At 60.6% G+C, this 24,429-nt stretch carries 15 protein-coding genes; 5 read left to right on the top strand and 10 right to left on the bottom strand.

Annotation, left to right across the window (positions count from 1 at the left end; translation table 11 throughout):
* Window positions 1–264: 264 nt before the first annotated feature.
* Complete coding sequence (locus ACLEXF_RS22410) at window positions 265–1,587, top strand: MFS transporter (protein WP_017900001.1); 1,323 nt, start codon at window positions 265–267, stop codon at window positions 1,585–1,587.
* A gap of 37 nt (window positions 1,588–1,624) precedes the next feature.
* Here the strand turns inward: ACLEXF_RS22410 and ACLEXF_RS22405 are convergent, their stop codons facing one another.
* Window positions 1,625–3,676, bottom strand: coding sequence for an AsmA family protein (locus tag ACLEXF_RS22405; RefSeq protein WP_194425927.1), 2,052 nt, complete (start codon window positions 3,674–3,676; stop codon window positions 1,625–1,627).
* Window positions 3,677–3,870: 194 nt separating this feature from the next.
* On the opposite strand from ACLEXF_RS22405, the gene ACLEXF_RS22400 reads away from it, so the two are divergent.
* Window positions 3,871–4,800, top strand: a complete 930-nt coding sequence (locus tag ACLEXF_RS22400) for a sugar kinase (RefSeq protein WP_004204963.1) — start codon at window positions 3,871–3,873, stop codon at window positions 4,798–4,800.
* A gap of 54 nt (window positions 4,801–4,854) precedes the next feature.
* On the opposite strand, the gene ACLEXF_RS22395 is transcribed toward ACLEXF_RS22400, so the two are convergent.
* The 9 genes from ACLEXF_RS22395 to bcsR form a co-directional block, all read right to left on the bottom strand.
* On the bottom strand, window positions 4,855–6,366 hold the full coding sequence (locus ACLEXF_RS22395) for a M16 family metallopeptidase (protein ID WP_004204964.1): 1,512 nt from the start codon (window positions 6,364–6,366) through the stop codon (window positions 4,855–4,857).
* Between the two features lie 219 nt (window positions 6,367–6,585).
* Entirely contained in the window at window positions 6,586–7,872 is a 1,287-nt protein-coding gene (locus tag ACLEXF_RS22390) for a dicarboxylate/amino acid:cation symporter (RefSeq protein ID WP_004204966.1), read from the bottom strand.
* 156 nt (window positions 7,873–8,028) lie between these two features.
* Window positions 8,029–10,035 (bottom strand): biofilm formation regulator HmsP, encoded by a 2,007-nt coding sequence (hmsP, locus tag ACLEXF_RS22385; RefSeq protein ID WP_423265815.1) that lies wholly within the window; start codon window positions 10,033–10,035, stop codon window positions 8,029–8,031.
* A 243-nt stretch (window positions 10,036–10,278) separates the two neighbouring features.
* Complete coding sequence (bcsC, locus tag ACLEXF_RS22380; protein ID WP_065878848.1) at window positions 10,279–13,758, bottom strand: cellulose synthase complex outer membrane protein BcsC; 3,480 nt, start codon at window positions 13,756–13,758, stop codon at window positions 10,279–10,281.
* Window positions 13,740–14,849, bottom strand: coding sequence for a cellulose synthase complex periplasmic endoglucanase BcsZ (bcsZ, locus tag ACLEXF_RS22375; RefSeq protein WP_064178573.1), 1,110 nt, complete (start codon window positions 14,847–14,849; stop codon window positions 13,740–13,742). Before bcsZ ends, bcsC begins: the two co-directional genes overlap by 19 nt.
* Before the next feature lie 3 nt (window positions 14,850–14,852).
* The gene (gene bcsB / locus ACLEXF_RS22370) at window positions 14,853–17,198 is read right to left on the bottom strand and encodes a cellulose biosynthesis cyclic di-GMP-binding regulatory protein BcsB (RefSeq protein ID WP_032426090.1); all 2,346 of its coding nucleotides are present in this window, start codon (window positions 17,196–17,198) and stop codon (window positions 14,853–14,855) included.
* A 10-nt stretch (window positions 17,199–17,208) separates the two neighbouring features.
* A complete protein-coding gene (gene bcsA / locus ACLEXF_RS22365; RefSeq protein WP_148390289.1) occupies window positions 17,209–19,827 on the bottom strand; it encodes a UDP-forming cellulose synthase catalytic subunit in 2,619 nt (872 codons plus the stop codon).
* A complete protein-coding gene (gene bcsQ / locus ACLEXF_RS22360; RefSeq protein WP_004204974.1) occupies window positions 19,824–20,555 on the bottom strand; it encodes a cellulose biosynthesis protein BcsQ in 732 nt (243 codons plus the stop codon). The genes bcsA and bcsQ overlap by 4 nt, the downstream gene beginning before the upstream one ends.
* 11 nt (window positions 20,556–20,566) lie before the next feature.
* Window positions 20,567–20,755 (bottom strand): cellulose biosynthesis protein BcsR, encoded by a 189-nt coding sequence (gene bcsR / locus ACLEXF_RS22355; protein WP_002921513.1) that lies wholly within the window; start codon window positions 20,753–20,755, stop codon window positions 20,567–20,569.
* Window positions 20,756–20,924: 169 nt separating this feature from the next.
* On the opposite strand from bcsR, the gene bcsE reads away from it, so the two are divergent.
* Genes bcsE through bcsG form a run of 3 tightly spaced genes read left to right on the top strand, consistent with a single transcriptional unit; the run spans window position 20,925 to window position 24,348 of the window.
* Complete coding sequence (gene bcsE / locus ACLEXF_RS22350; protein ID WP_048295701.1) at window positions 20,925–22,478, top strand: cellulose biosynthesis protein BcsE; 1,554 nt, start codon at window positions 20,925–20,927, stop codon at window positions 22,476–22,478.
* The gene (gene bcsF, locus ACLEXF_RS22345) at window positions 22,478–22,675 is read left to right on the top strand and encodes a cellulose biosynthesis protein BcsF (protein WP_004204976.1); all 198 of its coding nucleotides are present in this window, start codon (window positions 22,478–22,480) and stop codon (window positions 22,673–22,675) included. Before bcsE ends, bcsF begins: the two co-directional genes overlap by 1 nt.
* Window positions 22,672–24,348: a cellulose biosynthesis protein BcsG gene (bcsG, locus tag ACLEXF_RS22340; protein ID WP_004204977.1), complete on the top strand. Its 1,677-nt coding sequence runs from the start codon at window positions 22,672–22,674 to the stop codon at window positions 24,346–24,348. Before bcsF ends, bcsG begins: the two co-directional genes overlap by 4 nt.
* Window positions 24,349–24,429 lie beyond the last annotated feature (81 nt).

Here is a 24,429-nt window from a genome sequence, read left to right as displayed (position 1 = left end):
CGAGGATGAATAAAAGAGGCAAAATTCATCCTCGCGCTTGATTTCAGCAGATAAATCCAGCGCGTAACTTTTATTTAACGAAAAACTGGTTTTATTCTCTATCCTTTTAATTGTGTGAAGCATTTCATAGAACTATTTTTTCTGGCGTAAAAATTATCCGCTTTTTGCCGCTTTTTTGCTCATTCTCTTCGTTTGTTACAGATTGAAATGTCCCTGTGGCTGTGGCTATATGGCTTTTCGTTCGCGCAAAAATAAGAAAGATCTATGCAAGCCACAGCCACCACACTCGAAAACACGCAGGAAACCGCCCCGGTCAACTCACGCAATAAAGTCGTTGTCGCCTCGCTCATTGGCACCGCCATTGAGTTTTTCGACTTCTACATTTATGCCACTGCCGCGGTCATCGTCTTCCCGCATATCTTCTTCCCGCAGGGCGATGCCGCCGCGGCCACCCTGCAATCGCTGGCCACCTTCGCCATCGCCTTCGTCGCCCGACCAATCGGCTCCGCGCTGTTTGGCCACTTCGGCGATCGCGTCGGCCGCAAGGTTACCCTGGTGGCTTCGCTGTTAACCATGGGGATCTCCACCGTGGTGATCGGCCTGCTGCCCGGCTATGAAAGCATTGGCATTGTCGCGCCGATGCTGCTGGCGCTGGCGCGCTTCGGTCAGGGACTTGGCCTCGGAGGGGAATGGGGCGGCGCGGCGCTGCTGGCTACGGAAAACGCCCCGGCGCGCAAGCGCGCCCTGTACGGCTCCTTCCCGCAGCTGGGCGCGCCGATCGGCTTCTTCTTCGCCAACGGCACCTTCCTGCTGCTCTCCTGGCTGTTAACCGATCAGCAGTTTATGGAGTGGGGCTGGCGTGTGCCGTTTATCTTCTCCGCGGTGCTGGTGATCATCGGTCTTTATGTTCGCGTTTCGCTGCATGAGACCCCGGTCTTCGCCAAAGTGGCGGCGGCAAAAAAACAGGTCAAAATCCCGCTGGGTACCCTGTTGACCAAACACGTTCGCGTGACGGTGCTGGGCACCTTCATCATGCTGGCAACCTATACCCTGTTCTACATCATGACCGTCTACTCGATGACCTTCAGCACCGGCGCGGCGCCGAATGGCCTGGGCCTGCCGCGTAACGAAGTGCTGTGGATGCTGATGATGGCGGTGATTGGCTTTGGCGTGATGGTGCCGATCGCCGGCCTGCTGGCGGATGCCTTTGGTCGTCGTAAGAGCATGATTATCATCACCACGATGATTATTTTGTTCGCCCTGTTCGCCTTTAAACCGCTGCTGGGCTCCGGCAATCCGCTGCTGGTCTTCGCCTTCCTGCTGCTGGGCTTAAGCCTGATGGGACTGACCTTTGGCCCGATGGGCGCGCTGCTGCCGGAGCTGTTCCCGACGGAAGTGCGTTACACCGGGGCATCGTTCTCCTATAACGTGTCGTCGATCCTCGGCGCCTCGGTGGCGCCGTACATTGCCGCCTGGCTGCAGGGCAACTATGGCCTCGCGGCGGTCGGCACCTATCTGGCGGCGATGGCGGCGCTGACGCTGATCGCCCTGCTGCTGACCCACGAGACCCGCCACCAGTCGTTATGATCCTTCGCCCTGACGCCGCTGGCGTCAGGGCGCTCTCCTACTTTTTCATCTGCGACAAAATGGTCCGGCACTGGTTGCTATCGCCCTCCGCCGGAGAAACCAGCGCCAGCAGCGCGGCAGCCGGGGTCACCAGGGTGGCCAGCGCCGCCGCTACCGCGCCGCGGACAATCAGCGGCCCGGCCTTCACCCCCGCCTGCGGCGATTTAAAGGTGCCGCGAACATACAGCGGGGAACGCAGGGTGATCACCCGGAAGCCTTTGCTTTCCGGATCGATGGTCAGGTCCAGCTGCTCGGAGGCGAAGCTGGCGGTCCCGGTTACATTGATCAGCGCGTTTTCCGTATCGAAGGCAAAAATCTGCGGCCGGGCGACGCCGTTGGTCACGTCGATATTGGCCGCCGCGCAGTTCACCCGAACCTCCTCATCGCCAAAAATCTGGCCGATCAGGTAGTTGCCAACGTTAAGGCCGAGAATTTCCATCAGGTTGCGACTGATCAGGCCGTCGTTCATCAGCAGCTTCAGGTTGCCGTTGCTGTTGCCGAGCAGGGCCGCCACCGAGTTGCCGCTGCCGCGCAGCTGAACGTCGCCATTCATCTCGCCGAGGGTTTTCTGCATCATCTCGACGTTCGGCATCAGCGCCTTCAGCTTCAGGCGCCGCGCCTGCAGATTGGCCTCACCCTGCAGCGGCTTTTTATCGCCCTGCAGGTGCACGCTGCCGGCAATCGACCCGTTGGCCAGGCCAAAACGCACCGGCTGCAGGCGCAGGTCGCCATCCTCCAGGATCACGTGGGTCGCCAGATCGCTGATCGGCAGCGTGCCGCCGTGCTCGATTCTCCGGCCCTTAAAGCGCACATCGGCATCCATCATCTGCCATTTATCGGTCTCAAAGCGGTCCGCCGGCAACACTTTACCCGCCGGCTGCGGTCGGTCGCCCGCCTGGCGCGCAGCGCCTTTCTTCGTCCCTTTGCCGGAGTCGACGCCGATTAACGGCCCGAGATCCGCCAGCCGCAGCTGCTTCGACTCCATGTCGCCGCTGAGCTTCGGTCGCGGTTTGCCAGTGGTATAGGTCAGGGAGCCATGAATGTCGCTATCGCCGATCCGGCCGTTAAAATCCTGATAGTCAAAGCGCATGCGGTTTTTCTGCTTAAAGTCGGCGCGCAGGTGGCCGTCGGTGGAGAACGACGGCGTCTCCGGCAGCAGCACGCCGGTCAGGTCGTAGAGGTCGCGCAGCGAATCGCCGGCGAATTTCAGCCGCAGGTCAATGCCACCGACGTTGAGCGGGTCGCTGACCGTGCCGCTAAACGCCACCCGCGTATTGCCGGAGCGGAAGTCGCCCTGCAGCGGGAAAGGCGTGCTTGCGCTGCGCAGGGCCAGCATGCCGCCGATTTTACCGTTGCCGGTGACCGGCTGGCCCTTGTAGCGGCCCTTCAGCGACAGACCAAAAACGTAGTCGCCTGGTTTCGCCGCGCTCTGCCGATCCTTCGTGCCGGTGACTTCGCTGAACGGCAGCGGTTTGCCTAGGGGATCGACGAGGATGGTGATATCGCTGCGGGTAACCTTGTCATCGATGGCGATAGTCCCGCGGTCGAAAAGAATATTATCAAGGCGGAAAGACCAGCTGGAGGGGGCGCTGTCCCCCGCGGCACGCCGATCGCCAGCCAGCTGAAAGGTCCAGTTATTGTTGTCTTCCGCCAGGCGGATCAGCCGCACGTCGGGCCGTTCCAGCTTGATCCACGGCAGATACACCGTTTTGCTCAGCAGCGCCAGCGGGGCGAGGGTCGCCTCCACCCGCGGCAGGTGGATCATGGTCACCTGGGGAATGGCCGGCGGATTGCCCAGCACGATATCCTCCGCGTGCACATGGGGCCACGGGATCCAGCTGCGCCAGCCGCGCTCCTCCGGCTGACGCTCCCAGACCACGCCGAGATCGCCGCGGATGGCGAACGGGCGGTTCAGCTCGGCAGACACTTTCTGATTGATCGTCGGCTTCAGCCGGTTCCAGTCAAAGGTGGCCAGCACGATAAAGAAGAGAACGATCAGCAACAGTATCGTTCCTGTGATGATTACCAACGTTTTACGGGTTCTGCTCATCCCTACTCCGCTCCTTTTGCATCACGTCAGTCCTGAATATAGTCAAAAAGCGGCGTTTCTCCTGGAAATGCGCTTTTCGTCACATTACGCGCGTCAGGTCAAAAAAATAATGGAACGATGTTTTAATATGATTGACCAGCAAAACAGCGCAGCGCACACTAGCGCTTATATCGATTCCATTGCAGGTTCTGGCTATGTCTAAAAAAATTGCCGTCATTGGCGAATGCATGATTGAGCTGTCAGAGAAGAACGGGGCCGTTAACCGCGGCTTTGGCGGCGATACCTTAAACACTTCGGTCTATATCGCGCGGCAGACAGATGCCAGCGCGCTGAGCGTCCACTACGTCACCGCGCTGGGAACCGATGCGTTCAGCCAGCAGATGCTCGACAGCTGGCAGCAGGAAAACGTCAACATCGATCTTATCCAGCGGATGGCCGACCGCCTGCCGGGGCTGTATTACATTGAAACCGATGACGCCGGCGAGCGCACCTTCTACTACTGGCGCAACGAGGCGGCGGCAAAATTCTGGCTGGAGAGCGATCGCGCAGCGGCGATTTGCGAAGAGCTGGCCACTTTCGACTATCTCTATCTGAGCGGTATCAGCCTCGCCATTCTCAGCCCGGTCAGTCGTGCAACGTTGTTCACGCTGCTGCGTGAGTGCCGCGCCAACGGCGGCAAGGTGATCTTCGACAACAACTATCGCCCGCGCCTGTGGGCCAGCCAGGCGGAGACGCAGCAGGTTTATCAGGAGATGCTCGCCTGCACCGATATCGCGTTTCTGACCCTCGACGATGAAGACGCGCTGTGGGGCGAAAAACCGGTCGCCGAGGTGATCGCCCGCACCCACGCCGCCGGCGTGGAAGAGGTGGTGGTGAAGCGCGGAGCGGATGCCTGCCTGGTCTCGGTTAGCGGGCAACCGCTGCGGGAAGTGCCGGCCGTCAAGCTGGCCAAAGAGAAGGTGGTGGATACCACCGCCGCCGGCGACTCCTTCAGCGCCGGCTATCTGGCCGTTCGCCTGACCGGCGGCGATGCTGAATCCGCCGCCAGACGCGGACATCTGACCGCCAGCACGGTGATCCAGTATCGCGGGGCGATCATCCCGCGGGAAGCGATGCCGCAATAATCCTCACCTGTAAGCGCTCTCCGGCCGCCGCTGGCGCGCCGGAGAGGCGTCAGGTTACTGCCCCGACGGGATGTCGCTGGCCTCGCTGTGGGCGTCAACCGTATCGGCGCTGCCGCTGGTCGCTGCGGCCGCCGGACTCGCCGGACTCGGCGCCATCAGTTTTTCCCACGTGGCCTGCAGCTCCTTCATGTTGTATTCCGGTTCGCCTTTCGGCTGCTGTAACACCAGCGCCATATCCTGAGAGAGTTGCTGACGCAGGTACTGGTTCAGCATGTCCACCGTCAGGGAGTTGAGGAACTCCTGACGCAGCTTCTGGTACTGCTCCGGCGCGATATCCACCACCTGATTTTGCAGGGAGCGCATGCGCTGGCTCATCAGAATGTCGGTGTCGGTGCGCGCATAGGTGGCAAACAGCTTCTGCAGCTCGAGGCTTTTCTGGGCGATAAGCGCGTCAAACTCCTCCTGCGGCAGGCCGTTGTCGCGCACTTTCGCCAATTCGCGCGAAACCACGCTCAGGTTGTTATTCAGGCGCTCGCCCGGCGATTCGATATTGATGGCGCACTGCGCGCGCTGATAGAGCACCCGGCAGTCGAAACCAAGCCCAATATCCTTGACGTTATTTTTGCTCAGGCTCTGCTGCACGTGCCAGAACAGCGCTTCGCGGGCGAGGTCGTCGCGCCAGTAGCGCTGCAGCGCTGCGGAATCGCGGATCGGCTGCCAGGGGGCGTCCCACATGATGGACAGTTTGTCCTGGCGCACGGCGCTGGTCATGATGCTGACCGGCACGGTGGGCAGCGGCGATAAGGTCGGCACCGCCGCCGGCGTTTCCCGCTTACCCTTCAGATCGCCAAAGGTCTTGCTGATTTGCTCAGCGACGCTGCGGCTGTCGACGTTACCCACCACGATCAGCGTCATGGCGTCAGGGGTGTACCATTTTTGATAAAAGTCTTTCAGCTGCGCCACGTCGATCGGCTGCTTCAGCGGCGCGGCGGGATCGTGGCCCAGCATGGTGGAGCCCTTCAGGCGATAGCGCCACCAGCCCTCTTTGGTATCCAGCGGCCAGGTCGCCACCATGTCGCTGCCCTGCAGCGCGTGATTGATCGATTCAGGCGTAATGGTCAGTTTACCGCTGGCGTCCGCCAGCCAGCTCAGCGCCTCTTTCAGCAGATCGTTGCGGTTATTCGGCAGGCTGAGATTAAACATCGTGTAATCGTAGGAGACGATGGCCGGCGGCAGAGGACGCTTCGGGTCAATACTCTGCTGCCACAGCGAGCGCGCCTGCATCGTCGGCAGGCTGCCGCTTTGCGTCAACGCCAGACGGGGAATAAAACGGCTGAAACCGCTCTGCTGAGTGCTTTCGCTCAGCGAGCCAATATTCACGGACAGACGGACTTCGATACGGTCGCTGGGACGCTGCGGCGTGGCCAGCACCTGCCACGACAACCCATTCGCTAAGGTCCCTTGTTGCCAGGCCGGATCAGGCTGGAGCGCTTCTGCCTGCACATAACCGGCCGCCGCTACCATCAGCAAACCGCCCGTTAAGAGTTTAATTGTTGTGCCCTGCATGTGAACCCCTGATGAACATTCCTGGTTACAACAGCATCCCACTGACGGGCTGCCGAAAAAAGTGAGAGTGAAATACGTCGGTTAGACCACACGGAGACGAAAATGTCGCATGACAACGTAAAATAATCATTTCGTGTCATTCCCGCCGGGCGGAAATGACCTCTAATTATGCGCAGGAGCCCGTACTCCAGCAAGGGAGTACGGGCCTAAGAGGAGGATTTAAGAGGATAATTCGTGCGTTTTGTTCGCGGGAACACGGTTATTCAGCACATCATCCATCTGTTTGGCATCGAGTTCTTTCACCCATTTTGCCACCACCACCGTGGCGACGCCGTTACCGACCAGGTTAGTCAAAGCGCGGGCTTCGGACATAAAGCGGTCGATACCGAGGATCAGCGCCAGGCCAGCGACCGGTAAATGCCCAACCGCCGAGATGGTCGCCGCCAGCACGATGAAGCCGCTGCCGGTCACTCCCGCCGCCCCTTTCGAGGAGAGCAGCAGCACCACCAGCAGGGTGATTTGATGGAAAATATCCATATGGCTGTTGGTCGCCTGGGCGATAAACACCGCCGCCATCGTCAGATAGATAGAGGTGCCGTCGAGGTTAAACGAATAGCCGGTCGGGATCACCAGGCCCACCACCGACTTACGACAGCCGAGCTTCTCCATCTTGTCGAGCATGCGCGGCAGCGCCGATTCGGATGAGGAGGTCCCCAGCACGATCAGCAGCTCTTCACGGATATAGCGGATAAATTTAAAGATGCTGAAGCCGGTGGCCCGGGCGATGCTCCCCAGCACCAGCACCACGAACAGGATACAGGTGATATAGAAGCAGATGATCAGCTGCCCCAGCTGCACCAGGGTGCCGACGCCATATTTACCGATGGTGAAGGCCATGGCCCCGAAGGCGCCGATCGGCGCCAGGCGCATGATCATATTGATGATGCCGAAGATGACCTGCGAGAAGCTTTCAATGACGTTGAAAATCAGCTGGCCCTTGCTGCCCAGACGATGCAGGGCAAAGCCAAACAGAACGGCGAACAGCAGAACCTGCAGGATGTTGCCGCTGGCGAAGGCGCCAATGACGCTGCCCGGGATCACATCCAGTAAAAAGGCCACCACCCCCTGGTCTTTCGCCTGCTCAGCGTACACCGCCACCGCTTTCGCATCGAGCGTCGACGGGTCGACGTTCATCCCGGCCCCCGGCTGCACCACGTTGACGATAATCAGACCGATAATCAGCGCGATGGTGCTGACCACTTCGAAATAGAGTAGCGCTACCGCCCCGGTACGGCCAACGGCTTTCATGCTCTCCATCCCGGCGATCCCCGTCACGACGGTACAGAAGATAACCGGAGCAATCACCATTTTAATCAGCTTAACGAAGGCGTCGCCGAAGGGTTTCATTTGCGCGCCCAGTTCCGGGTAAAAATGGCCCAGCAGAATACCGATCGCTATGGCCGTCAGAACCTGGACATAGAGGCTTTTAAAGATAGAGGTTTTCATAGGGTGTCCTTTGGGAATAACCACAGAGCAAGAAGGGATATTTGACGTCTGTGGCTTAAAAATAACACCCTGGAAACATTTCAGAAATAACTAACGCCGAAAGTGCAACGCAATTGTTAAAATCTTTGAGCTGACTCGCACAAGTCAACAAAACATTTACAAATTTGCATCCTCCCGGACCGGGGAGAGATAGCGCGCGCTGAACGCCTCCTGCGGTAAAGCGCAACCGAACAGATGGCCCTGGAGCACCTCGACGCCGGCGGCTTGCAACCAGCGGAACTGGGCCTCGTTCTCCACCCCTTCCGCCACGATACGTAGCGACAGGCCGCGCGCGAGCTGGATCATCGCCGGCACCATGCTGACATCCTCCGGCAGCATATCGATGAATACCTTATCGATTTTCAGGATATCAACCGGCAGGGCCTTCATCTGCTGCAGCTGGTGCAACCCGGCGTAACCCATGCCAAAATCATCCAGCGCAATACGTACCCCGGCCTCGCGCAGAGGCCGCAACCGCGCCATCACGTCCTGCGGATCGTCCATCCGGCAGCTCTCCGTCACCTCGAGGATTAAGGTCCCCGGCGCGATGCGGTAGCGGGCGATCAGCTTCAGCATCTCCTCGCCGCGATCGTGCTCCAGCAGCTGAAGCAGCGAAACATTGACCGACAGCGGCAGCATAATCCCCTGGCTTTGCCAGGCCGCCAGCTGGCGGCAGGCCTCTTCCATCACCCAGTAGCCGACCGGGATAATCAGCCCGCAGGACTCAATGCGCTCAATCAGCGCCGGCGGTAGCGACCAGCTGCCATCCGCCTGCCGCTGACGCAGCAGCACCTCGGCGCCGCAGATCTCGCCGCTGGCGCAGGCCACCTGCGGCTGCAGCCAGATAGCGAACTGCTGGTTGTCGAGGGCGGTCATTATATCGTGCTCTTCCATCAAGCGACGCTGAGCCTTTTCCATCTGCTCGGGATCGAAGAACTCAATCTGGTTTTTACCTTTGCGTCTTGCGGTGACGGCGGCTGACACCGCGCGCCGGTAAAACTGTTCGGCGCTGAGGCCGGGGTGGAACATAGCGATCCCGACGCTGGCGTAGGGTCGCAGCTGCAGACCATGCAGCGGCAAACGTTCATTAATAATAGTGAGCACTTGCTTACTTAACGTCACCGCCTGCCAGGATTCGGCGAGGCCATCGGCGAGAATGGCGAAGTCATAGCCGCTCACCTGGGCCAGCACCATCTGCGGCGGGATCGCGGCGCGCAGCTTCTCCACCAGCGTCAGGAGCAGCATTTCGCGCTGGCTCTCCTTGAGCACGCCGGCGGCGTCCTGCAGGGTTTCACAGGCGACGACGATCAGCGCGGCGCTCCGCGGGCGGGCCACCGTCTGCTCCAGCATCGCCAGCAAAAAGGCTTTATTCGGCAGCTCGGAGACCGGGAAGCGGGTCGACTGGATGGACAGCTCATCATGCTGGCGCACCAGGCTCTGCTGGTTGCGGTTATAGCTGCGCACCAGCATGCCGATCTCGTCGTCATGGTGCAGGCGCGGGAGGGTCAGCTGATGCCCAAGACGCTCCTGCTGGGAGAGATCGTTCAGCTCGCGGGCGATACGCCGCAGAGGGCGAACCATCAGCCGGTTGATGCACCAGGTGAGCGCCACCGTCAACATCAGCACCAGAAGTAAGTAAGCAGTCACTAACGTGGCAAGGGCGCTCATGACGAATTTATACATGCGATAGGAATCGGCCTGCAGCACCAGATAGGCCAGCGGCTGCGGGTTGGCCGGCCGCTCCAGCGAATAAATGGGCAGCGAAATCTGCACCGGCAGCTCAAACAGCCGGGTGATGGTCACCGGCACCGACCGCTCGGGGATAAACCGCATCCGTAACGCCTGGAACTGGTTGGGCAAGACCACATCCGCCCGGCTGACGATGCCAGCAGGCTGGATACGGCTTAAAATAGCTTCCGCTTCCGGAATATCGGCTTTCAGAATAGCCGCCGACAGCGGTTCGCGAACGGATCGCGCGATACTTTCTAACTGCGTGGCCGTGGTAAAGCGACTCTGTTGCACAAAGTGAAACAGCAAAATAGTGCAAAAAACCAATACAAAGGCCATGGACACGCTCGCGACCATCGCCATCTGTTTGATTGTAAGTGAACGGCTGACGCGCAACGGTGTTCTCCACTGATACTGAATGCATACCCGGTATCAATCCTTCAATCCCGGTCGTTTCAGGCTGATTATATACTCAAATCCTTCGCCCACGCCCGCGAGGGATGAAGTGACGGGATATTTCCGCGCGGTGACGCAGACGCCGGAGAGACCTCCCCGGCGGCCGACGGTGGGCAACGCCTCACGAGTATACGCGAAGCGCGCCGTGGAGTGGCGCTCTGTGACGTAATTCAGCCTATTCTGCTACCAGTCGGCGTAAGGCACCAGCGGCTGGGGCGGCATATCCAGATCCCCCTGCCAGCCTGCCGCCGAGTAGCGGACGTAAAGCAGCGCATGGCTTGGGGTATAATCCTTCGCCTGCTGAATATCGACCGCGGCGCCAACGAACCAGTTGCTGGTCACCCGCCGCTCCACCAGCGCTCTGGCGGTGTAACCGAATCCCTGGCTGCTGCTGCCCTGCTCCGTCAGTTCGCTGGCGCGCTGCCGGTAGTCGGACGGGATCAGGTTCAGCAGCGGATAGCGGGCCTGCGTTTGGGTACGCGAATGGGACCATGACACCGACCCGCCGAGTTCCCAGGACCAGTTCTCCGTGCGCTGACGCCAGGTCACCGGCACGGCGAAAGAGAGGTACTCCTGCGGGCTGTAATAGCCGCCCTGGCCGAGGGTGTAGCCGCTGAGATCTTTGTCGTAGTGCCAGATCATATTGTTGAGGCCGACGGTGACGCGACGATTATTCTCGTTAATCACCTTGTAGTAGTAGCCGGTCATCCAGCGCACGCGCCAGTTATCCGCCACGTTTTTACCGGTCAACGAGTCGGCCCCCAGCGAGGACCAGATCCCGTGCGCTTCGCCCCGGTCATAGCTGAGGCTCACACCGCCGCCGTCGGCGCGAACACCGCCCCAGGTGGTGCCGGTATGGCTGTTGCTGTCTTTCTGCCCGCCGAAGGAGAGCAGCGAGCTGGAGATGGGCCGCCGGTGGACGTTGACCGTGTACCCCACTGGCCCGACGTCGCTGCTGTAGCTCAGGCCGCCGACCACATCGACGACATTGAAGCCCATCGGCGTGGTGCCGATATCCCCGCTCCAGGTGTCGTTCTGCCAGCCGACCGCCACGCTGGCCCCGCTGTCGGTCTGATTTTTACTACCGCTGGTGCAGGCGATCTCCCCGCAGGTGCCCCAGCTGGGCGAGTAGCTCCCGTCGCTGTGGGTGGAAAAGCTGCCGGCATCCATATTGACCAGGTCGGTGCGAAAGAACATCCGGCCATCCGCTAGCGGGGCATCCACCTGCAGCATGGTGGTATGCGCCTTCAGATCGGAATAGCCGCCGGTGCCGCTGGATCCCCAGAAGTCATGTTCCAGGGTGACGTTCAGATCCTGCTGGCGATAAAGATCGGCGGCATCGCTGCGGATCCCGCGCTTCAGCCAGTCATCCCGGCTGTCGTTGCGCGTCAGCCGGGTAAAGGTATCGTTATCCTGCGGCTGCGCGGGGGTGATGCCGGAGGCCACCATCGCCTCCCGGTAGTGAGTCAGCGCCTGCTGCGGCTCCCCGTTCCGGGTGGCAAAGCGCGCGGCATCGCGCAGCACCAGCGCGCTCTCCATCGAGGGCGGCTGCGCCTTCGCCTGCGGCACAATCTGGTTAAAAATCCGTTGGGCGTCAGCGGTATCGCCAAGGCCAGCTCGCGCCAGGGCGACCCGCCGCTGCATATTCATGGATTCGGCCTCTGCGCCTTTCAGCTGCATGACCTGCGCCCGGGCGGCCGGTTTATCCCCCTCGGCCAGGTAGACTTCCGCAAGGCCGAGGCGCGCATCGCCGTTGTCGGCTTCCTGACGCAGCACCCGCTGATAGTCGGCAATCGCCGTCTGGTTGTCGCCGCGCTGCTGCGCCCAGTCGGCCAGCGTCAGGTCATAGCGTACCGAGGCCGGCTGCTGTTTGATGAGGGCGATCGCCTGCGCTTCCTCGCCGCTGTCGCGCAATTGGTTCGCCTGGCGCAGCACCCGGTCGCTTTGCAGACGCGCCTCCAGTTCACGGATGTTATCCGTCCACGCGTTGCGCGGCAGGGTGGCGATTTGCGCCAGCGCCAGATCGTCCTGGTCGTTCCCCGACAGGTACAGCCCCGAGGCGTATATCCGTTCAGCATCCTGCGGCTGGCGGTTGACCATCGCCCGCATCAGCGCATCGGCTTGCTGGCGTTCGCCGGCGCTGACCAGATCCCGCGCCAGACGATAGGTGATCCACACGCTGTCCGGATCGAGCGCCAGGCGCCGACGCTGGACTTCCGCCGCCTGCGCCCAGTTGCCCTGGCTCTCCAGGGCCTGCGCCTGTTTCTCCAGCCGGTCGTTGGTCAGGCTGCGCTCGATATCATCAATACTGCGCCGCTGGGCAGCAGGAAGGCCGGCGATCCAGGCGCTGGCTTTCTCGGGCGATTCGGCGCGATAGAGGTTGGCCAGGCCGCGCACCGCCAGGTTATTGCCGCGATCCAGGCGCAACGCCTGCTGATAATAGCGCTCCGCCGCCGCCGACTCTTTGCGCGCCGCCGCGACGTCGCCCAGCCCCAGCACGGCATAGCTGTCGGTCCGATCGACCCGCTGCGCCTGGGCATAATAATTCTGCGCCTGCGCAAGCTGACCGGCCTTCAGGGCGTTATCCCCCTGCTTGATCAGCAGCCAGTAGCGGTTGGTTTGCAGCAGGCTGTCCCATTTGCCGCGATTCGGGCTGTCGGGATCCATGGCAATCGCTTTATTGAGCTGGGCCACCGCCCGCGCGCGGTCGCCGCGCTGGGAATAGGCCTGGCCGAGGGCGCCCACCGCATCGCTGTCGCGGCTGTCGGCCTGAACGGCTTTCTGCAGATCCGCCACCGCCTGCGAGGTATTTCCGGATTTGACCGCCGCCAGCCCTTCCGAGCGGGCGCGGAACGTCGGATCCTGCAGCTGCGCCTGCTGCTGGTCGAGCAGGACGCGGGCGTTCGCCGCCACCGAGCCGGTAGGAAATTGCAGCAGGAATTGCTGCAACGCCTGCACGCTGGCCTTGCTCACCGGCATGCTTTTCACCTCGCTGTACCACATATCGGCGGCGATACCGCGTCCTGAGGCCGAGCGGGCCATTTCCGCCAGATAGGCGAACCCTTCCTGCGGTTTGTTATCGGCAAACATCTGCTTCGCCAGCGCCGTCAGCAGGCTGACGTTGCCCGGCGCGCTGGCGTTCAGTTTTTTCAGCTGGCTGACGCCTTCGCTATGACGGGCCGGCAGGCGCGCCACCAGCGTCCAGTATTCAATCGCGGCATCAACATCATCCGGCACGCCGCCGAACAGCTTTTCGTAGGCGGCGATGGCTTCATCGACCTTCCCGGCCACGCCCAGCAGTCGCGCCTGCTGCAGCGCCTGACGACCCTCGCCGGTGTTGCTTTTCATCTCATTGCGCGACGCCTTCAGCTCCGGGGAGTCCGGCGCCAGCTTCGTCAGTCGCTCCAGCTCTTTTTGCGCCCCGGCGGCATCCCCCTGGCGCAGCAGATAGCGCATCCGCGCGGCAATCAGGTCCGGGTTGTTGGGGTCAATCAGCTCCAGACGGTACAGCGACTGGCGCACCAGGTCTTCACGATTGCTGGCCTCGCCGAGGCGCACCTGCTCCAGCAGATGTTCCTGGGCGGGCGTCGTCGCCGCCTGCGCTAACGGCAGCAGCGCAACGCCGAGGGACAGCGTGAGTAAACTTAGTGAGAGCTTGCGCATTCCTGGTTCCAGTCAGGTTGTAATTCGCCACCCGCAGTGAAACGAAAACGGTGTTGATCCCAACCCTGGCCAAACAGCGTCAGGACCGCGCTGTAGTAGGCATCCGCGCCGGGATAGTTATCGGCGACGCGCTGCCGTTGCACCGACCGGGCCTCGTCGTTCTGTAAAAACGGCAGCATCACCGCGGAAAAGCCCACCGGCCCCTGGCCGCTGGTTTTGCCGGTGGCGATATTCACTTTCTCCGGCGGTACCCCCTGCTCCGTGGTCTGCGCCGCCATCGGCGCAAAGCGGGCCAGCAGACGCGCTTTCTGCTTATCGCCGTCATGAAGCATGCCCACCCACAGGTAGACGCGAATCGCGTCATAGCTGCCGATCGGCGGCTTCTCCGTTTTCAGCTGCCAGCCTTTCCCTTTCTCATAGCGCACCCAGTCCGGGGCAAAGCCTTTCGGTGCGGTCTCCAGCAGCAGACGCAGGTTAGTATCGCGCAGGGCAGGCCACGGCGCGCCAAAACGCACAAAATAGGTGGCCAGCTGCGGTGGAAGATAGCTGGGGTTAAACCGCCAGCCGCTGTCATCGGCAAAACCGACTTTTCCCGGCAGCAGCATCGTGCCAAGGCCCGGCACCGCCACCGTCTCTTCATCGACAATCCGCGCCAACAGCGCTTTCCCGGTCTCGGTGTACTGCGGCTGCTGCCACAGGCGCCCCGCCTCCAGCAGCGCCCAGGCTATCCACAGATCTGAGTCGGATGCCGAATTGCTGTCCAGCAGCGTCCACTGCTCGTCGTCCTTTTTCCCCCACAGCCAGCCCGGCAGATGCTGCCGCAGGTCGCCCTCCGCCAGGTTGTTCTGCGTCCAGGTCAGCAGCTTGTCGAACCCCGCGCGATCGTTGGCCGCCAGGGCAAAGAACAGGCCATAGCTCTGTCCTTCGGAAGTGGAAATTTTGCGCGCATCGCTGGGGTCGATCACCCGCCCCTCGGGGCTGACGTAGGCTTGCTTAAACTGCTCCCAGGCGGGCCACTGGCAGGCGGCGCTCGCCTGGCCCGCCGCCAGCACCAGCGCGGAGAGCACCGCGCCGCAAAGTACTTTCATCATCGTTTACTCATCATCCAGGCTAAGGCGGCGGCGGCTGATAATGCGCAGCATGCGCCACAGCACCCACGCCAGCAGCACGATACTGACCGCGGCGAAGATCGCCAGCAGTATCGGGTGGTTAGAGAGCGCGAACCAGATGCGCTCGAACCAGGGCAGATGGCCGACATAGTAAACATCGCCCACCCGCAGGCTGTTGACGCCGGATTCGCGGATCACCGCCACCGAGCCAAACATCGCCGCCCGCTTACCACTGTCGTTGAGGGCGTTGGTTAGCAGTTCATTACCGCGTGGGCTGTCGGCCAGCAGGGCCACCACGCTGCGTTGATCGTTGTAGGGCGACTGGAAGCCAATCACCGCCGCCATCGGTCCGGAAGAAGTGATGTCGGTGCGGGTGTTGGGCGTGCGGGCCTCATCATCGGGATAAATGCTCGCCAGGTCGTAATGACGCATCGGCATTTTCACCCAGCTTTTGGTCGCCTCGACCAGCAGGTTGATTTTGGTATCGTCCTTGAGGGAAGAGGGGATCGCGCCGATCAGCAGCAGATCCGCATCTTTATTCTTGATCTGGTTGCCATCGTCAGTCATTTGCAGATTAATCGCCGCCAGGCCGGTCTGCGAACCGATGCCGCCCAGCGCCTGCAGCAGCGTCGCCACCTGGCCCTGGGTCGGCGCCTTCGGCACCACCACCAGGGTGTCGGCGAGGTCCGCCATACGGCTGTAAGGGAAGCCGGCATTGGCGAAGACGCGCAGGTCCGGTAGAGCAATAAAGTGATAATACTTCGAGAAGTCGATGGTCGAATCGTCGCCGATCACCACATGGTTCTGCACCGGCTGGAAGGTAATACAGTTGTCGATAGAGCCGCCGGGCATCGGGTTCATGTACTGGAAGTCAAAGCGCAGCTGGTTCACCGCCCCAAGACGCAGCGCGGGTATGGTAACCTCCGATTTGCCGTCCAGCAGCCCCTGCAGCACCGGCAGGCGCAGGATCAGTTTGTTCACGTCCTGCGAGCTGTTAAGGCTGAACGACTGCAAGAACTGGTCGTTAAGGCTGATATCCATCCGCGAGCTATCCTTCACCGGCGGCATGGTATAGCGATATTTCAGATCCATATCGATGCCGTTGGCCCGCAGCAGATAGAGATCCGGCGGCAGGTTAAGCGCCACGGTGATGGCATCCGGCACCAGCCCGCTGGACTGCAGCTGTTGCTCATAGGTTTTCAGCTCAGCAAAGGTGACCGAGCGGTCGGTGCGCACCCAGTTTGGCGCATCGTATGGCTGCCGCGGCTGCAGGGTTTTGATGCCGTCCACGGTGACGCTGCTGCCGCGGAACAGAATATTGCCCTGGGCAATCCCCTTCGCCGCCAGCAGCAGGTCTTTATCATCGCGGCCGAAAATAACCAGCAGCTTGACGTAAGGATCGTTCGGGTTGTCGATCATTTCGATGGTCGGCGCGTTGACCGGCGGATGATCGCGCAGGAAATCCGGACGCTTGTCGTTGGTGGCGAAGACAATGGCGTTACGATCCGGCAGTTCGTTGAAATAGACCGGGAACTGCTGGCCGCGCCAGCCGGCCTTGCTGCCGAACCATGAAGCGATAATCGCCGCCGCCTGCTGCTGGGCCACCGCCGGCGAGCCCGGGAAAATCATCGGCAGCGTCAGCGGGCGGTTGTCGCGCGGATCGTAGAACGGTACCGGGAAGTGCGACAGATCGTTATGCACCTTCAGCGACTGGTAGGTGAGATCCAGATAGCTTTCGCGCCCGACGTCCAGCCACAGCGTGCTGCTGGCCGGGTTTTCGCAGACATCGCGGTAGTGGCCGACAAACTCCAGCCGTATACGGTTGAAGTCGGTGATATACAGCGGGTCAATCGGCAGCTGCGCGCGGATCTTTTTCCCCAGCTGCTCTTTGGTGACGGGCAGGACGCCCATCAGCTCATCGTTGAGATAGACTTTCAGTTGCGACTGCACGGGCAGCAGCGAGGGCGACGGGGTGTATTCCAGATTGAGCAGCGCGTTAGCGACCAGCTCATCGCTACGCATGCCGAATTCAACCGAGGCGTCAGGCCGTGAGCCGCGCAGCACAATGCTGCCCGGAGGCGGCGCGATGGTGGCAAAGGTCAGCTTCACCTCCCGCTGCGGGACGTTCTCGGCGACCACCGCCGGAGCGGTCGGTTCGGCGAGGGTTGCCGTCGGCTCGCCTGTCGTCACCGGCGCGAGCGGGGAGGCCGCCTGCGGCTGAACGCCAGGGGCCGGATTCACCACGGTGGCCGGCGCCGCGTAAGAGGCCAGCGGATACCAGCTGCACATGCCCACCGCTACTGCACACATCCAGGAAAGTTTTCTTTTCATCGCATTATCATCATTGTTGAGCCATTGCCGGGTCTGCGGAGAGCGTCGGCGCGGCGCGTTCAGGGCGTCGGGGTACAAACGACACTATCCATGCCACCAGCGAGGTGAGCGCGCGGAAAACCACCTTCACCGACGGCGGCGAAAACTCCGCCAGGTGACGATAGCCACGGAACCCCAGCTTGAGGATATCCAGCAGGCTTTCCATCGGCTTGTCTTCCGGGAAGCTATCCTGCCAAAGCGCCCACGTATCGGCGCGGGCAAACGTACACTGCACAAAATCGATATGCTGCTGGTTGGTCAACGGCAGCAGCTGCAATCCCACTTCGCTGCCGTTGACCCGCGCGACCCGCACCGGGAAGGCATACTCCTGCTGTCCCCGTTTGAGCAGCAGCCTGGCGTTCTGCCCCTCCAACACCTGAGCGTCGCCGTGAATTTTGATCCCCAGCCCACCGTCGGAATAGTCGTGAACGGTGCAGGAGAACAGATGGCCATCTTCGCGGGCAATTGCCGCCGGCATGCTCATTTCGACACGATGCGACCGGCGGACCTGCTTGCTTTCGACCGAGACCGCCACCGCGCCGCCAAGAATAATCAGGTTGTAGAACACCCAGACAATACTCACCCAGACGGTGAGAATTTCGTTTTCCGGGCCGTACATAAAGCGCCAGATCCCCACCGCGACGCCGACCAGGTTGAGCAGCACGAGGTAGATATAGGGCCGGGAAATCACCCAGTCGACATACTCCTCTTCCACCAGTCCGCCCTTCGCGGTGACGTTGAATTTGCCTTTATGCGGATTAATCAGCGCCACAAAGGTGGGCGGCGCGATATACCAGGCGAGCACCGTCTCGTAGATTTCACTCCAGAACGAATGGCGATATTTGCCCTGAATCTTCGAGTTGGTCAGGCTGGCGTGGATCATATGCGGCAACACGAATAGCGCGATCATCAGCGCTGGCGCATAAATGATATAGGCATGGAGCAGCAAAAAGGCCAGCGGCGCCGTGAGGAAGATGAGGCGCGGAATACCGGAGAGAAAGTGAAGCATGGCGTTGGCGTAGCAGACGCGCTGTACCAGCTTCAGGCCTTTGCCAAACAGCGGATTATCGAGGCGGAATATCTGCACCATCCCGCGCGCCCAGCGGATGCGCTGGCCGATATGCGCGGATAAACTCTCCGTCGCCAGCCCCGCCGCCTGCGGAATACGCATATAGGCGGAGGTGTAACCCCGCCGGTGCAAGCGCAGCGAGGTGTGGGCATCTTCGGTCACCGTTTCGACGGCGATTCCGCCGATCTCATCCAGCGGGCCACGGCGAATCACGGCGCAGGAGCCGCAGAAGAAGGTGGCGTCCCACATGTCGTTCCCGTCCTGCACCAGGCCGTAGAATAGCGTCCCTTCGTTCGGCGTTTTGCGAAAACGACCAAGGTTGCGCTCAAAGGGATCGGGCGAGAAGAAGTGGTGCGGGGTCTGCATCATCGCCAGCTCTTTCTCTTTCAGGAACCAGCCCATGGTCATCTGCAGAAACGAGCGCGTCGGCACATGGTCGCAGTCAAAGATCGAGACGAACTCCCCTTTGGCGTATTTCAGCGCATTGTTGATGTTGCCGGCTTTGGCGTGCTCATGGCTGGTACGGGCGATATAGTGCACCCCGACATCTTTGGCAAACTGGCGAAACGCTTCCCGTCCGCCGTCGTCGAGGATCCAGATGTTAAGCTTGTCCTTCGGCCAGTCGATGCCCTGCGAGGCGTAGATGGTGTTTTTCACCACGTTGAGATCTTCGTTGTAGGTGGGGACGAAGATGTCCACCGTCGGCCACAGATCCATGTCCTCCGGCAGCGGCACCGGTTGGCGGTTCAACGGCCAGACCACCTGGAAGTAGCCCAGCACCAGCACCACCCAGGCGTAGGTCTCAGCGAACAGCAAAATAATCCCGCACACCAGGCTTACCGGGTCGTTCCAGTTCAGCGTCGAGGTATAGCGCCACCAGATATAGCGGCACGAGACCGTCAGCGACAGCACGATCAGCATCAGCGCCGAGAAGCGGCCGGGGATGCGCCGCACCAGCAGCGCCACGCCCCACAGCAGCATCAGGAAGATAAACTGCGACAGCGGGTTAAAAGGCTGCGTAATACACATCAGCGCCAGCACCAGCGAGCAGCAGGTCACCCCCCCAAGGATCGCCCGGCGCAGTTTGGGATTGAGGTGCGCCAGCTCTTTCTGTTTATCCAGATGACCGGTGCGGGCGTTGACCTGCTCAGGCAATTTTTCCAGCCACTGCGTATAGCGACCGTGCACCCCTTCCAGCGCCGCCAGCGAACGCCAGTTGACCTTTTTCTCCGGCTCCGGCACGCGCGTTGTCAGTAACCACAGGGATTGCAGCAGGTAGCGCAGCGGATCCAGCGGACGTGGCCGATGCGGATTAATATGGGGGAAATAGGTGTCATGGTGCGCCAGAATCGCCTGCCAGCGCGGCGTCTCCAGCGGCATTAGCGCCCAGACCAGCGATGCCCACAGGCAGCCAAGCGACGCCGACAGCCAGGAGGCGCCATGCTGCCGGTAGTCGTCATAGCGCGCGCGCAGCCGCTCCCCCACCGGCGGGGTCAGCAGCAGCGTGCTGAGGCGGATCATGCCGGCCTCCCGCCGGCATAGTGGATCAGGCACCAGTTCGCCAGGGTCAGTACCTCTTCCGCCGCCAGAGAGTCCTGGCGATACTCCCCAAGGGGCTGCTTCGCCGCCAGGCACTCGGCCATCGCCTCGTCGCGATGAATGGTCACCGGCAGGATGCGCGGCTGGCTCTCGAGCCACAGCTGGTAGAGATCTTCCTGCAGCTGGCTGCCGACCCGCAGATCGTTAATAAGAATATCGCTGTTGGCCGGAAAGGGCTGCTGGTGCAAACGGATATGGCTGTTGGCGTCAGGATGGACCACCACCAGCGAGCGGTCGCAGAGCGTCAGCAGCTCGCGGGTCAACGGCGAATAGCCCGCCGGCAGATCCAGCAGTAGCCAGCGGTACTGCCCCTGCAGCTGCAGTACGGCCTCCGTCATCGCCCCCAGGGTGGGCTGCAGCTGGTCGACGTTTTCTCTTTCGCCCGCGCTGAGCTGGCCAAACGGCAGCAGATCGATATGCTGCGTATAGCGCAGACCCGCGTCGCGCCAGTCCCGGCCATCGAGCAGCGCCCGCGCCCAGCCGTCCTGATGATGGATGTCGGTATTGAAGAAAAAACGCAGCATATTATCCGGGCTGGCGTCGATCGCCAGCACCGTTTCACCGAGCAATTGCAGCGCCCAGGCGAGTGCAGCCGTAATGGACGTGACGCCAGTCCCCCCTCGCACGCCCTGTAATCCCAGAATAGCCATCTCCGGCTTCCTTATTTTTTCTCTGCAAACTCTGCCAGCAGCGGCCAGCGCTTCAGCGCCGCGTTCAGCTGTTCGCGCCTGGAAATATCATGATAATCAATATCCGGCAGGGAAAATGCCCGGCTAAGCGCCAGAAAATCATTTTGAAAGGTGTACCCCAGCGTGGCGTCCGTGGGTACCGCAGGATCTTTTGCTGGCATATCTCTGTCCGTTCGAAATTTATTATTAAACCAGAGGACGTATACAGCGCATCCTTAAAAAGCAGGTGTACATGCTAAAACTGATGACCTTTAATTTCAATGTTAGGTTTACTCTGTCAGTTTCGCTAGTAAACTTATCCAGTGTGAATCAGGGCGCACGAGGGATGCCGTGGATAGTGTATTTACTTTGGGTATTTCATCATTATGGGATGAAGTGTGCCATATGCCGGTCGGCGGGGTATGGTGGCTCAACGTTGACCGTTATGCCGATGCCGTCAGTCTATTTAATCAGACGCTGGCCACGCAGGCGAAAAACAGCAAGGTTGCCGCGCTGGTGATGGGGAATAAACCAAATGATATCATTTCATTAGAACACATTCACGGCCCGGATAATATTGCACTGTTTACCCTGCCGAATCGTCCGGAGGCGCTGGAAGAAATACATCGCGACTTGGTCTGCTCCCTCGAACCTGGCAATTATTTATTTATTCTGCTATGTGCTGAAAATGCCTGGCAAAATATAAATAACGAAAAGTTATGCGCCTGGGTGGAAAAGACCAGCCGCTGGGCGCAATATCATCGCTGCGCATTCTTAGCGATCAATTCCGCGCAGGATATTGATCGGCAGCTCACGCCTTTATTACGCGCGTACCGCTCCCTTTCCGGTCTGGCAAGTATTCGCTACCAGGGCGATCGCCATCTTTTTGATATTGCCTGGTGGGGAAGCGATAAGGGCATCAGCGCCCAGCAGCAGCTGATGGTGCAACACGATGACGCCGGCTGGCGATTAGCGCAGGATGCTGAAACCAGCGTGCAGCCGCGCAGCGATGAAAAAGCGATCCTCAGCAATGTGCGCGTGCTGGAAGGTGCCCCGCCGCTGTCGGAATACTGGACGCTGTTTGACACCAACGACGAGGTCTTCAACGCCGGGCGCACTGCGCAGGCGGCGACGATCCTCTTCTCCATTACCCAGAACACGCAAATTGAACAGCTGGGCCGCTATATTCATACCCTGCGCCGTCAGCGCGGCACGGCGCTGAAAATTATTGTCCGCGAACAAACCCCCAGCCTGCGCGCGACTGATGAGCGGCTGCTGCTCAGCAGCGGCGCCAGCCTGGTGATCCCTAACAGCGCGTCGCTTTCCCGCTGCCTGACGCTGATTGAAAGCGTTCAGAACCAAAAGTTCTCCCGCCATATCCCGGAAGATTTTGCCACCCTGCTGACCTGGAGCCAGCCGTTAAAGCTGCGGGGCTATCAGAAGTGGGACGCCTTTTGCGAAGCGGTGCATAACGTGATGACCAATACCCTGCTGCCGGCCGACAGCAAAGGCGTGATGGTGGCCCTGCGCCCGGCGCCGGGGCTGCGCGTTGAGCAGGCGCTGACGTTATGCAAACCCAACCGGATGGGCGACATCATGACCATCGGCAATAACCGGCTGGTGCTGTTCTTGTCGTTTTGCCGGATCAATGACCTCGATACCGCGCTAAACCACATTTTCCCGCTGCCGACCGGCGATATTTTTTCTAACCGCATGGTGTGGTTTGAAGACAAGCAAATCCTCTCGGAAATCGTAATCATGCGCGGCGTCGAGCCGGCGCGCTGGAACACACCGCTGCCTCTCACGGTCGGTAAAAACGAGACCATCAACGCCACCCATGATGGACGCCACTGGCGACGCTACCCCGAACCACACCGGTTAACCACCCGTGAGGAGCAAGTCTGATGATGTCTATCGCCGATATTCTGCAACTGGTGGTGCTCTGCGCCCTGCTGTTTTTTCCGCTGGGCTACCTGACGCGCCACTATCAGCGCCGGATCCGCACGACGTTAAGACTGATGTTCTTTAAACCCCGTTACGTGAAACCGGCAGGGGTATTACGCCGGGGAACAACGGTTAAGCAAGGCAAAGCGAACAAATGACAAATAAAAAAACGACCGCGGCACCGCTTCCGCTCTGGCAGTACTGGCGCGGCCTTGGCGGCTGGAACTTCTACTTTCTGGTCAAGTTTGCCCTGCTGTGGGCCGGGTATCTCAATTTTCACCCGATGCTTAACCTGGTGTTTCTCGCCTTTCTGCTGGTGCCGATCCCGCGCGAAAAGCTGCACCGCATCCGCCACTGGATCGCCATTCCGCTGGGATTCGCGCTGTTCTGGCACGATACCTGGCTGCCCGGGCCAGAGTCGATTTTTAGCCAGGGATCGCAAATCGCCGGCTTCAGCGCCAGCTATATCTGGGATCTGATTGTCCGCTTTATCAACTGGAGCATGGTCGGCGCCTTCTTTGTTTTACTGGTGCTGTGGCTGTTTATCAGCCAGTGGCTGCGCGTTACCGTGTTTGTCTCCGCGATGGTCGTCTGGCAGGCGGTCAGTCCGCTGCTGCCGGCCTTTACCATTTGGCCTGCCGGTCAGCCCACCACTGCCGCCGCCACCGCGCCGGCCAACGTCGGGACCAACGCTGCCGCTGGCGCCGCGTCCAGCCCGGCCAGCAGCGATATTCCGCCGCAGACCGAACCGCCGACCTCGGCCAACCTCACCAACTGGCTGAACGGTTTCTATGCCGCCGAGCAGAAGCGCAAGACACCGTTCCCGGACCAGCTGCCGGCGGATGCGCAGCCGTTTGACCTGCTGGTGATCAATATCTGCTCGCTCTCCTGGTCGGATATTGAAGCCGCCGGGCTGATGGACCACCCGCTGTGGAAGCATTTCGATATCGTCTTCAAAAACTTTAACTCAGCGACCTCCTACAGCGGACCTGCGGCGGTGCGTCTGCTGCGCGCCAGCTGCGGCCAGCTGTCGCATACCAACCTGTATCAGCCATCCGGCGCCGATTGCTACCTGTTTGAAAACCTGGCGAAACTCGGCTTCAACCAGCAGTTGATGCTCGGCCACAACGGCCTGTTCGGCGACTTCCTAAAAGAGCTGCGTTCGCTGGGCGGCATGCAGAGCCCGCTGATGGACCAGAGCGGTCTGCCGGTCAGCCTGCAGGCATTTGATGGCTCGCCAGTGTATGAGGATCTCGCGGTTCTCAACCGCTGGCTGAAGACCGAAGAGGCCAGCAGCAATCCGCGGAGCGCCACGTTCTATAACACCCTGCCGCTGCATGACGGCAATCACTTCCCGGGACAAAGCAAAACCGCGGACTACAAAGTGCGGGCGCAGAAGCTGTTTGACGACCTGGATAACTTCTTCACCGAACTGGAAAAATCGGGGCGTAAGGTGATGGTGGTAGTGGTGCCGGAACACGGCGGCGCGCTGAAGGGCGATAAGATGCAGGTGTCTGGCCTGCGGGATATCCCGAGCCCGTCGATCACTAACGTCCCGACGGCGGTGAAATTCTTCGGCATGAAGGCGCCGCATGAAGGCGCGCCAATTATCATCGATCAGCCCAGCAGCTACCTGGCGGTGTCGGAGCTGGTGGTGCGCGCCCTCGACGGCAAAATGTTCAGCGAAGACAGCGTCAACTGGCAGCAGTATGTCGCCAACCTGCCGCAGAGCGCGGCGGTGTCCGAAAACGCCAACGCCATCGTTATCCAGTATCAGGGCAAGCCTTATGTCCAGTTGAATGGCGGCAGTTGGGTGCCTTATCCGCAATAAGCGACAAGGCCGCCTATTCTGGCGGCCTTACATCGTGAGACGTTCCTGCTCTTTTCTCTCAGCCCGCAGGATACGGGCTGA

This window comes from Klebsiella pneumoniae complex sp. WS1778, from assembly GCF_049472055.1.
Taxonomy (GTDB): Bacteria; Pseudomonadota; Gammaproteobacteria; order Enterobacterales; family Enterobacteriaceae; genus Klebsiella; species Klebsiella quasipneumoniae.
Note: the sequence above shows the minus strand (reverse complement) of the source record. Positions and strands in the feature narration are given on the sequence as shown.

Bases quoted from the DNA above. Each gene is read 5' to 3' on its own strand.
- bcsZ (WP_064178573.1), bottom strand. From the start codon at position 14,849: ATGATGAAAGTACTTTGCGGCGCGGTGCTCTCCGCGCTGGTGCTGGCG.
- ACLEXF_RS22390 (WP_004204966.1), bottom strand. From the start codon at position 7,872: ATGAAAACCTCTATCTTTAAAAGCCTCTATGTCCAGGTTCTGACGGCC.
- bcsC (WP_065878848.1), bottom strand. From the start codon at position 13,758: ATGCGCAAGCTCTCACTAAGTTTACTCACGCTGTCCCTCGGCGTTGCG.
- bcsB (WP_032426090.1), bottom strand. From the start codon at position 17,198: ATGAAAAGAAAACTTTCCTGGATGTGTGCAGTAGCGGTGGGCATGTGC.
- ACLEXF_RS22405 (WP_194425927.1), bottom strand. From the start codon at position 3,676: ATGAGCAGAACCCGTAAAACGTTGGTAATCATCACAGGAACGATACTG.
- bcsQ (WP_004204974.1), bottom strand. From the start codon at position 20,555: ATGGCTATTCTGGGATTACAGGGCGTGCGAGGGGGGACTGGCGTCACG.
- bcsA (WP_148390289.1), bottom strand. From the start codon at position 19,827: ATGATCCGCCTCAGCACGCTGCTGCTGACCCCGCCGGTGGGGGAGCGG.
- bcsG (WP_004204977.1), top strand. From the start codon at position 22,672: ATGACAAATAAAAAAACGACCGCGGCACCGCTTCCGCTCTGGCAGTAC.
- ACLEXF_RS22395 (WP_004204964.1), bottom strand. From the start codon at position 6,366: ATGCAGGGCACAACAATTAAACTCTTAACGGGCGGTTTGCTGATGGTA.
- bcsF (WP_004204976.1), top strand. From the start codon at position 22,478: ATGATGTCTATCGCCGATATTCTGCAACTGGTGGTGCTCTGCGCCCTG.
- bcsR (WP_002921513.1), bottom strand. From the start codon at position 20,755: ATGCCAGCAAAAGATCCTGCGGTACCCACGGACGCCACGCTGGGGTAC.
- ACLEXF_RS22400 (WP_004204963.1), top strand. From the start codon at position 3,871: ATGTCTAAAAAAATTGCCGTCATTGGCGAATGCATGATTGAGCTGTCA.
- ACLEXF_RS22410 (WP_017900001.1), top strand. From the start codon at position 265: ATGCAAGCCACAGCCACCACACTCGAAAACACGCAGGAAACCGCCCCG.